Annotated in this window: 7 protein-coding genes; 5 read left to right on the plus strand and 2 right to left on the minus strand. The window is 69.5% G+C overall.

The genetic code is table 11. The features are described 5' to 3' along the window. Window positions 1-20: 20 nt before the first annotated feature. Window positions 21-1,016: a LacI family DNA-binding transcriptional regulator gene (locus tag ID574_RS34150; RefSeq protein ID WP_188193097.1), complete on the minus strand. Its 996-nt coding sequence runs from the start codon at window positions 1,014-1,016 to the stop codon at window positions 21-23. A gap of 48 nt (window positions 1,017-1,064) precedes the next feature. Then, window positions 1,065-4,025, minus strand: coding sequence for a glycoside hydrolase family 2 TIM barrel-domain containing protein (locus tag ID574_RS34155; protein ID WP_223167337.1), 2,961 nt, complete (start codon window positions 4,023-4,025; stop codon window positions 1,065-1,067). Window positions 4,026-4,467: 442 nt separating this feature from the next. On the opposite strand from ID574_RS34155, the gene ID574_RS34160 reads away from it, so the two are divergent. The 5 genes from ID574_RS34160 to ID574_RS34180 all read left to right on the plus strand — a co-directional run bounded on the left by ID574_RS34160 (window position 4,468) and on the right by ID574_RS34180 (window position 12,545). Further along, window positions 4,468-5,646: a glycoside hydrolase family 1 protein gene (locus tag ID574_RS34160; protein WP_188193099.1), complete on the plus strand. Its 1,179-nt coding sequence runs from the start codon at window positions 4,468-4,470 to the stop codon at window positions 5,644-5,646. 28 nt (window positions 5,647-5,674) lie between these two features. Then, complete coding sequence (locus tag ID574_RS34165; protein ID WP_223167338.1) at window positions 5,675-6,994, plus strand: MFS transporter; 1,320 nt, start codon at window positions 5,675-5,677, stop codon at window positions 6,992-6,994. 21 nt (window positions 6,995-7,015) lie between these two features. Continuing rightward, entirely contained in the window at window positions 7,016-9,244 is a 2,229-nt protein-coding gene (locus ID574_RS34170) for a beta-glucosidase (protein WP_223167339.1), read from the plus strand. Between the two features lie 13 nt (window positions 9,245-9,257). After that, the gene (locus ID574_RS34175; protein ID WP_223167340.1) at window positions 9,258-11,894 is read left to right on the plus strand and encodes a glycoside hydrolase family 3 N-terminal domain-containing protein; all 2,637 of its coding nucleotides are present in this window, start codon (window positions 9,258-9,260) and stop codon (window positions 11,892-11,894) included. 345 nt (window positions 11,895-12,239) lie between these two features. After that, the gene (locus ID574_RS34180) at window positions 12,240-12,545 is read left to right on the plus strand and encodes a Rossmann-fold NAD(P)-binding domain-containing protein (protein WP_188193100.1); all 306 of its coding nucleotides are present in this window, start codon (window positions 12,240-12,242) and stop codon (window positions 12,543-12,545) included. The last annotated feature ends 126 nt before the right edge of the window (window positions 12,546-12,671 follow it).

A 12,671-nucleotide genomic window follows, 5' to 3' on the forward strand; every position in this document is an offset into this window, starting at 1 on the left:
AAGGGGACGAGGGATGCGGATTACCGCCGGGTGGATTCGCGGACCACGATGGCGGCGTGCAGGTCTGGCGGCGCTTCGGGCAGGGGGCGATACTCGGCCGCGTGCAGGGCCTGGTTGGCGAGGTAGTGCCCCTGACCGACGTTGTCGATGCTGACGCTGGACAGGGACGGGTAGAGCATGCCGGCCATGGGCGTGTCGTCGTGACCGATGACCGCCAGATCGTCGGGGACGGACAGCCCGGCCCGCTGCGCGGCGGCCACGGTCATCGCGGCGATGTCGTCGTTGAAGGCGGCGACGGCGGTGATGCCTTGCGCATGCCATTCCCGTACGGCTCGGACGACGCTGCCGTCGCGGTGATCGACGGGTCGCAGGTCGAGCAGTTCGGCGCCGAGCCGGTCGGCTTCCTCTCGTGCCGCTGCCGCCCGTCCTTGGGCCAGCAGGGAGAAGCGCTCGTTGACGCTGGTGGCAAAGGCGAGCCGCCGGTGACCTTGCTCGTACAGGTGCGCGATCTGCAGGTGCGTGCCTGCGGTGAGCGTGGGTGAGGACAGTACGGCCTGCTCCTGCTGCAGCACCGGCAGGATCTTGGTGATGCCGCTGGCCTGCATGGAGGTGCGCTCGGCGGCGCTGATGGCCGTCCAGGCGATGACGACGTCCGGGTTGAGCAACTCCCACAGGGGCCGGGCTTGACCTCCTTCGTGGCGGGTGTAGGTCACCAGGGCGTAGCCGGCCTCGTCGAGGACGTGGGAGGCGGTCTCCAGGGTCAGGCGCAGGCTGTGTTCCATCGGCCAGTCGGGCAGCACCAGCAGGATGATCATGCTGCGTCCGCTGGCGAGGGCCTGGGCTGCCCGGTGCGGCCGGTAGCCCAGGCGAGCGGCCTCGGCCATGACCCGCTCGCGGGTGGCGGGGGGGATGCTCTGCCCGGGGGTGTTGTTCAGCACATAGCCCACAGTGGCGCGGGACAATCCCAGCGAGCGGGCCACGTCGGTTGCGGTGACTCGCTTTTTGCGTTGCGTCACGGGAGCTTCACCTTTGAGGAGGGCAGGGCTTGCACGCGTAAGTCTTTCTCATGATCTCACGTAGGCCGGAGGTGAGGGCTCGGCGTCGTCTCGGTCGGCCGCTGAGAGCGTCAGGCGCCACTGCCAGCGGTATTCAGGCTCTGACAGCCGGTGCGCGGGCCGGGTGTCGGGGCCCAGCAGCCCGGTGCCGACACCGCGGTGGGCGATGTCGAGGTGGACGATGGTTTTGGCGCTCGGCCGCAGTTCCCACCAGTGGCCGGCTGTCTCCAGCTCGCTGACCGAGTGACGGCTCACGTTCATGTGCAGGGGTGTCGCGTGCAGGGTCCGCACGGTTCCGGCGGGGCCGGACAGCCGCAGTTCGGTGACCTCCCCGCGGGTGCCGTTCTCCTGCGGCTTCAGGTAGGGCACGGCGAGCTCGTCGATCGGGCTCTCCCATGCGGCGAGCAGGGCGGAGTCCCGCCGATCGGGGTAGTTCTCCCAGGGCCCCAGCCCGACCCAGCGGGCTCGGTCGAAGCCGTCGGCGAGCTCGAACTCCATGCCCACCCGCAGCCCGTCGGCACCGGTGCCGGGCAGCGTCACGTGCTCGTCCAGGAGGTAGTCGCCCTCCTCCAGCACGGTGACGGTGCGGGTGTGCACGACTTCGTCCCCGAAGGCGGCGCGGTAGCGGATGGTCGTCGTGGCCCCGTCGGCGCGGACGTCGATGGGGGTGAGGTGGAAGAAGCCGCTGCGGACGAACCGGTTGTCCAGGGCGAACGACTGGTCGTTGTCGGTGAGGGCCCGCCAGAGCGACAGCTGCGGTGCCCGGCGCAGCAGCGGGTGACGTACTTCGGCGGGGCTGGTGCCGGTGCCGCGGGGAAGGTGCGGCAGCGGGCGGGGCATGGTGACCTGATGGGCGGAGATTTCCGTTCCCGCCGGCGCCCACACGGCGTCCTGTCTCGTGTGCACGGTCACGGTGAGGGCCAGGGCGGTGCTGAGCAGGGCGCGGGTGGTATCGGGCAACTCGATTGCGGTCTCGGCGCCCGGGGTCGTGGGTGGTGTGGCGAGCGTGACCGCGCCTGTCGGACCGGCCTCGGTTTCCACCTGGAGTCGCAGCTCGTAGGCGTCGAGGCCGGCGAAGGTCTGCCGGTTGCGGATGCGCAGCGTCCCGGCCCTGGCCTCCTCGGCGCTCGAGGTGATGCGGATCGGGCTGAACAGGCCGCGTGCCTCGTACAGTGCCGGCTTGGGGGTGAGGTCGGGGAAGACGACTCCGTTGAGGAGCGTGATGCCGTCGTTGGGCTCGTCGCCGAAGTCGCCGCCGTAGCGGTAGCGGCCGTCACCGTCGGGGTCGAGCGCGTGGTCCTTGAACTCCCAGATGAAGCCGCCCTGCAGGCCCGGCAGGCTCTCGAACAGCCGCCAGTACTCGGCCAGGCCGCCGGTCGAGTTGCCTTGGGAGTAGGCGTACTCGCACACGATGACCGGCCGGTCGGCCCTCGGGTCGGTCGAGAACGCCGCCAGCGCCTCGAACGAGGGGTACATCGGGCACACCAGGTCGGTGGCCGCGTGACCAGCGTGCCAGTCGCGCGCGATCGCGCCTTCGTAGTGCAGCGGCCGGGTCGGATCCGTGCCGCGCACCCATGCGGCGGCGGCGTCGTGGTTGGGGCCGTAACCGGTCTCGTTGCCGAGCGACCAGACGATCACGCAGGGATGGTTGCGGTCGCGCAGCACCATCCGCGAGACCCGCTCCACGAACTCGGGCAGGTAGCGCGGGTCGTGGGCGAGCGTCGCGGTAAAGGCATGCCCCTCGATGTCGGCTTCGTCGATGACGTAGAAGCCGATCTCGTCGCACAGGTCGAGGAAGTCCGGGTCGTTGGGATAGTGCGAGGTGCGGATCGCGTTGACGTTGAATCGCTTGAGCAGGGACAGCTCCGCGAGCATCAGATCCCGGGAGACGATGCGGCCGGTACGCGGATCCACATCGTGGCGGTTGACACCCTGGATGAGCACACGCTCACCGTTGACCAGCAGATCACGCCCCTCGATGCGCACCCGGCGAAAGCCGATCCGCAGCCGTGCCGTATCCGCCACCTCGCCCTCAGGAGAGATCAACTGGACCAGCAGCTCCTCAAGATGCGGCGTCTCCGCGGTCCACGGACGCACGTCGAGCGCGTCGAGGGTGAACACCGCGGTGCCCGCCTTCTTCCCGAAGGGCATCACATGCTCAGCCACCGGGCGCAGTTCCGCGGGTATGGGGGCGCCGGCCGCGCGCAAGCTGAGCAGATCCATGACACCGTCGGCAACGCCCAGCGGCTCGGGCCGCTTGGTGCGATCGGTCAACGGCGGTGCGAAGGCCGGTTCGACAACACGCGGGGTGATCCTGCGCGTCTGTGTCCGGCCGAGCACCGAAATGCGCGCCGACCAGTCGGTCTCGTGGAGATGGTCCAGCCCGGGCGTGGCCACCGTCACGCGTAGGCTTCCGTGCTCCGCCTCGTAGTCCGCGACGACGGCGACGTCGGCCACATGCACCTGCGGCACGGAGTACAGGAACACCGTCCGGGACAGGCCGGATTGCCACCAGTGGTCCTGGTCCTCCAGATAGGTGGCCTCTGACCATTTGGCCACCTTGAGCTCGATCGTGTTGGAGCCCGCCGTCACGACGTCGGTGATGTCGAATTCGGCCGCCAGGTGTGAGTCGGTGCTGGTGCCGACGGTATGGCCGTTGACGGTGACGCTCAGGTGACCTTCGGCCGCACCGACGTGCAGGATCATCCGGCGTCCCGCAGATGGCGTCAGATCCACCGTTCGCCGGTAGACACCGGTCGGGTTGGCTTCTGGGACGGCGGGGGGCACCTCGTCGAACGGCATCGCGATGTTGAGGTAGTGGGGCGGGTCGGCCTTCTCCCTCATGGTCCACAGGTCCGGCACCTGGACCCGCTTCCACTCCTGCTCATACGGCAGGAGACGGAACTCCCACATGCCATCGAGAACGATGTCGGGGGCCCGGCGCAAGGCGCTCATGGGCAGGCGTTTCAACGGAAGTCTCCTTGAGTGGGTGCGAGCGTCGCCACGCATGGCCGGCGCGGCTCGGCGTCCCTGACGCATGCCCCGCGTCCCACGCGCCTCCGCCTGCCGGGCGGACGAGGCCCCCACTGTAGGCAGGGTAACTTTCGCGCGCAAGTACTTGTGCGTGAATGTTGAGGAAGCTACGGTAACCGGCAAGCTTGCACGCGAAAGCAGACGGAAACACTGAAGTAACCACGACGGCCCGTCCTCGACCCAGCGGATGAGGACTTGCTCGACGAGTCACGCGGACAACTCCACGGGCACTTCGAAGCCGGACGACCCCCTTGAGTCGCATCGGCGCCAAGCGCCACCGACGATGTCGTCACCGTTCGGCTGACGTCACCACCAGCACACGCCGCCTCCCTGCAGAAATGCACGGTGGCTGGTCAGTACCTGCACACGGAGAAACTCAATGTCGCGATCCTTTCCGGACGGCTTCTTGTGGGGAGCCTCCACCGCGGCTCACCAGATCGAAGGCAACAACCTCAACAACGACTGGTGGCAGCTGGAGCACGCCGCCGCGGACCACGGGGTGCAATTCAGCGGGGACGCGGCGGACAGCTATCACCGCTACCAGGAAGACATGCGCCTACTGGCCGATGCGGGCTGCAACGCCTACCGGTTCAGCATCGAGTGGTCCCGGATCGAGCCGAGTCCCGGCAGGTTCTCCCGAGCCGAACTCGCCCACTACCGCCGCATGATCGACACGGCTCTCGGGCTGGGTCTCACCCCTGTGGTCACGCTGCACCATTTCACCCATCCGATCTGGTTCGGCGAGCGCGGGGCGTGGCTCGGCGACGGCGCCGTTGACGCGTTCTGCCGTTATGTCGAGCAGGCCTGCACCATTCTCGACGGCGTCGCGTGGGTCTGCACGATCAACGAGCCGAACATCGTCGCCGTCAACCACGGCCAGCAGCGACGCCTCGCGGAAGGCAAGGAGTACCAGTTCGTCGGCGCCCTGCCCGACGCCGAGATCGGACAGGCCCTCATCGCCGCCCACCGCGCCGCCGCGCCACTGGTCCGCGCCGCGACCGGTGCCAAGGTCGGCTGGACGGTCGCCAACCAGGCGTTCCTGCCCGCCCCCGGCTGTGAGAGCAAGCACGCCGAGGTGCAGCACATCTGGGAAGACATGTACCTCGAGCCTGCCCGCGGCGACGACTTCGTCGGTGTGCAGTCCTACACCAGCCAGCTCGTGGACGACAACGGCGTCGTCCCGCACCCCGACCACCCGGACAACACCATCATGGGCTGGGCCTACCGGCCCGACGCGCTCGGCATCGCCGTGCGGCACACCCGCGACGTCGTCGGCGACGTCCCCATCGTCGTCACGGAGAACGGCATCGCCACCTCCGACGACTCCCGGCGCATCGCCTACACTCAGGGCGCGCTCACGGCGCTGCACGAAACCATCAGCGAGGGCGCCGACGTGCGGGGATATCTGCACTGGAGCTTGCTCGACAACTTCGAATGGGGCCGCTGGGAACCCACCTTCGGGCTCATCGCCGTGGACCGGGAAACCTTCGAACGCCGGCCCAAGCCCAGCCTTCACTGGCTCGGACAGATCGCCCAGGCCAACGCGCTGACGTCCTAGCCCCACCCCGTTCGCCCATGGAGGCATCGTGACCGCTCCCACTCCCCCTGCCGAACCGCCGCAAGCCGCCGCCGAGGCAGTCCTCGCCGGTCACGAGGAGCTCATCGCGAGCGCCGCGCTCCCGGAGAACCCGCCCCGTGTCGGTGTCTGGACCATCGCGATCTACGCGCTGACGATGTTCGGCTTCCAGCTGACGTTGCTGCTGCCGGCTCTGTTCAGCCTCGCCTACAAGGTGCAACTGATCGACCCGGCGAACAAGGATGCGAGCCTGGGCTTCGTCCTCGGCGTCGGCGGCCTGATCAGCCTCGTCGTGACCCTGCCCTCGGGCGTGCTGAGCGACGGGACCCGGCTGGGATGGGGGCGACGGCGCCCCTTCCTGGTGGCGGGTCTCATCCTGTCGGCTCTGGGCGCGCTGATCATCGCCATCGCCCCTACGATCACGGTCATGCTGGCCGGCTATGTGGTCGTGGGACTGGCCAACGCCGCGATCGGCACCGCCATCAACCCCTTCCTCGCCGAACAGGTGCCGGCGGAACAGCGCGGCACCGTAGGGGCGCTCGGTGGAGTGACCGCCGCGGTCGCGGGCGTCGGAGCGACGCTGCTCGGCAGCTTTCTGACCGGAAACATCTATGTGCTGTTCCTGACCCCGGTGGCCGTCCTCAGCCTCGCGGCGCTGCTATACCTGGTGGTGGTCCCCGATCGCCCGGCGCCCGAGGACGCGCAGGTCGGATCGATCCTCGACGTGTTCAGGAACATCTGGTTCAACCCCCTCAAGCACTCTGACTTCGCGCTGGTCTGGCTGGGGAAATTCTGCCTGTCCTTCGGGTCCACGTTCTTCAGCACCTACCAGCTGTACCTCCTGCAGGATCGTCTGGGCTTCACCCCCGAACAGGCGGGACGTCAGCTCGCGGCCGTCGGCGGGCTCAGCCTGCTGGCGCTGGTCGGCTCCTCCATTGCCGGCGGGACGCTCTCCGACCGGTTCAAGCGGCGCAAGCCGTTCATCTACCTCGCCGCCGGGCTCATCGTGGCCGGCCTCGCGGTCGCCGCGAGCGCACCCTCGATGCTGCTCTTCGCCGTCGGCGGGATCCTGCTGTCGGCGGGCACCGGAGCGTTCAACTCGGTCGACCTCGCCCTCGCCTCGGACGTCATGCCCGAGAAGGACAAGGCGGGCAAGTACATGAACATCTACTACCTCTCGGGCACCCTGGCGGGCGTCCTCGCCCCGCTGATCGCCTCCGTGATCCTGCGGCTCGGCGGCGGCGGGAACTACGGTGTCCTGTTCTTGTCAGGCGCGGTCCTCGGCCTCGGTGCCGTGGTGACCGCGGCAAAGATCCGCAGCGTGCGCTGATTCTCGATTCCTGGAGTACCTGTGACACACGAGCAGCACCCCGCTGCCCTCGACGGCATCCCGCTGGAGAAGAAAGTTGCCCTGCTGTCCGGCCGTGACTTCTGGACCACCCAGAGCCTGCCGGAGGCAGGCATCGACGGCGTCACCATGGCGGACGGGCCCCACGGACTTCGCAAACAGTCCGGAGAGCACGACCACCTGGCCATGTACGACAGCGACCCGGCCACCTGCTTTCCTCCGGCGGTCGCCGTCGGAACCAGCTGGGACGTCGACGTCGCCGCGCGCGTCGGCGCCGCCATCGGCCGGGAGGCGGTCGCCCAAGGGGTCCACCTCGTGCTCGGGCCCGGAGTCAACATCAAGCGCTCCCCGCTGTGCGGACGCAACTTCGAGTACTACTCGGAGGACCCGTGCCTGTCCGGAGCGCTCGCAGCGGCGTTCGTCCGGCACCTACAGGCGCAGGGACCCGGCGTGTCGGTCAAGCACTTCGCCGCCAACAACCAGGAGACTAACCGGCAGACGATCAGCGCGGACGTCGATCCGCGCACCCTGCGGGAGATCTACCTGCCGGCGTTCGAGCACGTGGTGCGCGAAGCCGGACCGGCCACCGTCATGGCGGCCTACAACAAGATCAACGGTGTCTTCGCCTGCGAGAACCGCTGGCTGCTGACGGACCTGCTCCGCGAGGAGTGGGGTTTCAAGGGTGCGGTCGTCTCCGACTGGAACGCCGTCGTCGACCGCGTCGCCGCACTGCGAGCCGGCCTCGACCTCGAAATGCCGGGAGGCGACGCGGGCCGCGACCACGAGGTGCTCCAAGCCGTCCGCGCCGGCGACCTCGACGAGTCCGTCGTCGAGGTGAGCGTGCGCCGCATCGCAGTGCTTGATGCCCGGCGCGCCGGAGGCACGGCCCAGGTCGACCTTGATGCCCACCATGCATTGGCCCGCGAGCTGGCCGCCGAATGTGCCGTCCTGCTCCGCAACGAGCACGACACTCTGCCCTTGACGGGCGGTGCCCGGATCGCCGTGCTGGGTGAGCTGGCCGAGCGCCCGCGCATCCAGGGCGGGGGCAGCGCGCACGTGAACGCTTACCGGGTCGATATCCCGGTGGAGGAGATCCGGGCGGTGGCCGCGGCACACGGATCGGCCGTTGCCTACGCCGCCGGATATCGCCTGGACGCGTCCGGCTCGCCGGAGCTCCTCGCCGAAGCAGTGGCGGCGGCCCGGCAGTGCGACGTCGCCGTCGTCTTCGCCGGGCTCAGCGAGCGCTGGGAGTCCGAAGGCGTGGATCGCGACTCGCTCGACCTGCCCGCCGAGCAGGTCGAGCTGATCCGCGCCGTCGCCGGCGTCGCCCCGCGGACGGTCGTGGTGCTGTCCAACGGCGGTGTCGTCTCGCTCGAGCCGTGGCACGACGACGTCGACGCCGTGCTCGAGGCCTTCGTCCTGGGGCAGGGTGGCGGGCGCGCGATCGCCGATCTGCTGTTCGGTCTGCGCAGCCCCTCGGGCCACCTCGCGGAGACGATTCCGGTGCGTCTGCACGACCACGCCAGCTCGCTGAACTTCCCTGGCGAACAGGGTCACGTCCGCTATGGCGAGGGGATCTACGTCGGCTACCGGCAGTTCAGCACGTTCGGCACCCCGGTCCGGTACCCGTTCGGCCACGGGCTGTCGTACACGAGCTTCGTCACCCGCGCGGTGTCGGCACGGGCCACTGGTCCGGACAGCGTCACGGTTGAGGTCGAGGTGGAGAACACCGGCGGGCGGGAGGGCAAGCACGTCGTACAGGTGTACGTGGCGACCACGGCCGGCCCGGTGCGGCGCCCCGTACGGGAGCTACGAGCGTTCACGAAGATCAATCTCAGCCCCGGGCAGAGAGAAACCGTCCGGTTCGAGCTCGGCCGGCGGGCGTTCGCGTACTGGGACATCGACGCCGGCGCGTGGGTCGTCGCACCGGGCACGTACGAAATACAGGTCGGCCCGGACGCGCACACGGTCGAGGTGACGACGAGCGTCGAACTGGCCGGTGAGATCGTCACCCGGCAGGTCACGCTCGACTCCACCATCGGCGCCTGGCTCGAACACCCTGTCATTTCGGCGCCCACCCTGGAAGCGCTCGGATTCGCGGACGCGACGATCTCCGAGGAGCACATGGCGATGGTCAGGTCGATGACCATGCGCCAGTTCATCAACATCTCCGGCCTCGACCTGCCCGTCGAACGGCTGCAAGAGCTGGCCGCGACCTCACGTACGCACTGAAAGGACATTCATCTTGCATTCCGAACCGCCCTACCGTGACGCTTCGCTGCCGGTCGCCGACCGGGTCGCGGATCTGCTCGGCCGGATGACCCTCGAGGAGAAGGCCGCGCAACTCGCCGCGCCCACCGCACCGGCGATCGACGTCCACGACCCGCCGCCTACCGGATGGGGGGCCGTCGTCGCAGCGCTGGCGACCCTCGAAAGGTCCCCGCGCGAGAGTGCCGCGGCGGTCAACGAACTGCAGCGCAAGCACGTCGAGGACACGCGGCTGGGCATTCCCGTTCTCGTCGCCGAGGAAGCTCTGGTGGGGCTGAAGATCCAGGGCGCGACCATGTACCCCGATGCGATCGCCCAAGCAGCCACCTGGGACCCGGAGCTGATCGAGCGGATGGGCACCGCGATCGGGACGCAGATGGCGCGCACCGGCGTCCGGCAGGCGCTGTCGCCGCTGGCCGACACGGCGCGGGACCCACGCTGGGGGCGGGTGGAGGAGACCTACGGAGAAGAGCCGTACCTCGTCGGCTTGATGGCCACCGCGTTCGTCCGCGGCATGCAGGAGGCCGATGCCGGGACGCCGCTCGTCGCCACGGTGAAGCACTTCCTCGGCTACAGCGCCAGCGCCGGCGGCCGTAACACCGACTCGGTCTCGATCGGCCCGCGTGAGCTGCGCGAGGTGCATGCGGTCCCGTTCGAGATGGTGATCCGCGACGGTAGGGCACGCGGCATCATGCCGACGTACGTCGACATCGACGGCGTTCCGGTGACCGGTTCGCGCGCGCACCTCACCGGCCTGCTCCGCGACGAGCTGGGCTTCGACGGGCTGGTCATCTCCGACCTCGGCGCCGTCAACCAGCTCTACACCAAGCACGGCACCGCGCACAGCGACGCCGCCGCCAGCGCCCAGGCCGTGCGCGCCGGGGTGCACCTGGACCTCGTCCCCCGGCTGGCGACCGGCCATCTGATCGAGGCGGTCGAGTCCGGGCTCCTGCCGATGGCCGACCTGGACCTGGCGGTGAGCACGGTCCTGCGGACGAAGTTCGAGCTGGGGCTGTTCGAGCGGCCCTATGCCGATCTGGACACGGTGCCGGAGACTCTCGACTCCGCGCAGACGCGCGGCCTGGCCCGTGAGATCGCCGAGCGGTCGGTCGTCCTGCTCCGTAACGAGCCTGTCAACGGCGTTCCCCTCCTTCCGCTCGATCCGGGCATCGCCACGATCGCGGTTATCGGCCCGAACGCCGACCGTCTACTGGGGCAACTCGGCAACTACAGCTACCCGGTGCTCGACAGCATGGCCAAGCGGTTCGCGCTCGCTGCAGACCCGACGGCCCGCGCGGACGAGGCCGCCGAATTCGGCGGCTCGACGGGAGCGGACCGGGCCCGCCTGATGGTGGAGTCCGTCCCGGTGGTCACCTTCCTCGACGGGATCCGCGACCGGGCCCCCGGGGCGACGGTGCTGTACGAGCCCGGATGTCCCATCCAGAACGAGGACCGCTCGGGCATCCCCGCAGCCGTCGAAGCGGCGAGGTCCGCGCAGGTCGCGGTGGTCGTTGTCGGAGACCAGGCAGGCATCAACGCTTTCGGCACCGTCGGTGAGGGCCTGGACAGCGCCACGTGCGAGCTGCCCGGCGTGCAGCGAGAGCTGGTCGAGGCGGTCGCGGCCACGGGCACGCCGACCGTCGTCGTGCTCAGCCACGGCCGCCCCTACTCGCTGCGGTGGATGACCGACTCCGTACCCGCCATCGTGACGAGCTGGTTCGGCGGAGAGGAGGCCGGCAGTGCCGTGGCCGCCGTGCTCTTCGGCGACGTCAACCCCGCCGGGCGGCTGCCCGTCTCGTTCCTCGACTTAGCTGGTAGCGCGCCCCTGCCCTACTGGCGAGCGGCGCAGACTCCCGCCTACGTCGAGGGACGCGCGGGGGCCACGTTCCCGTTCGGGCATGGGCTGAGCTACACGACCTTCGCCTACCGTGACATCGACATCAGCCGGCCGGAAGTGCCGACCGACGGCGAGATCGAGCTGTCGTTCACGGTGGCGAACGTCGGGGATCGAGCCGGTGACGAGGTCGTCCAGGTGTACGGCCAGGATGTGATCGCACGCAGCGTGCGGCCCCGCCGCAAGCTGGTCGCCTTCCGGCGGGTCTCGCTGGAGGCCGGTGCCGCGGTGCGGGTCACCGCGACGGTGCCCGCGAGCATGTTCGCGCTGTGGGATCCCGAGGAGGGCTGGCTCGTCGATCCCGGGAAGATCAAATTCTTCATCGGCGGGTCGTCCGCGCAGATTCACCTGCGCACGTCGGTCACGCTCACCGGCGGCGTTCACCACCCGGGCGCGGACCGTGCTCTCACCAGCTCGGTGTCGGTGATCCCGGTCGACCCCGAGACGGCGGCGCGCAGCGCGGCCGCGCGTGCCGCCGCGCTCCGCACAGCGGCTCCGCTCTCCGGCGACAACACCGTCCTGGAGTGGCTCGAGCACCCGGTCGGCGGCGACCTGCTCCGTGGCCTGCTCCAGGGGGCCGACGAGGAGACGCTCGCGCCGGCGTTCGGCATGTCCCTCCAGCAGATGGCGCTCTACAGCGGCGGACGGATCGCTCCCGAGACCGTCGAGCGGCTCGTGGCGCAGGTGCACGCGCAGATGACGACGCCACAACGCGCCTAGCAACTCGCTGATCACCGAGCTGGCACTGCTTTCCGAAGACAAGGTGTGACCCGATGAGATTCGACCGATCCGCACGCATCCATGAGGTGCTGGAAACGCCTCAGGCGCGAGCAGTCGTCGACCGCTACCTGCCGTAGCGCTGGCGGCCGTGCGGGTCGTTCCGTACGACTCCGGCCTCGCGCAGCCGCCCAGGGAGCGCACGTCTTCCTCGCCGGACGTACCAGCGCCGCGCCGGAGACGGTCGCAGGAAGGATCCGGGCCTCGGGTGGCGTCGCCGACGCCGCCACCGTGGACGTACTGGATTCGGTGACTCGGCACTCCCCTCATGGAAGGCATGGCCCCGGCGTGGGCAGCGGTCGAGTCGCTGACCCGGGGCTGGCCACGGAGCTCGGGCCACAGGGCGTACGGGTCGCGTGCCTCAACACGGCGGGCATGCCCGAGACCGCGCAGCTCGCGGAGGTGTACGGCTGCGCGCCGCCGCCTACGGCTCACCGTCGAGGAGCTCCACACCCGCATGACCGACCGAACGTTCAACAGGCGGCCCCCACCGTCGCCGAGATCGCCGGCACGGTCGTCTTCGTCGCCTCCGACCGGGGCAACGCGATCAGCGGGGCGATCGTCAACCTCACCGGCGGCACGGTCGTCGACTGACAGCACCGGATCCTACGGTTCTCATGGGCCAGACGGACCCGTTCGGGCCGTACGGGTCGATCCCCGCGGCGTTCAGCATCTCCCGGACGGCGAGCTTCGACAGCTCGCCGCCAGGCGTCCCCGTGT

Origin of the sequence: Nonomuraea sp. SYSU D8015 (assembly GCF_008065375.1) — a bacterium.
Taxonomy (GTDB): domain Bacteria; phylum Actinomycetota; class Actinomycetes; order Streptosporangiales; family Streptosporangiaceae; genus Nonomuraea.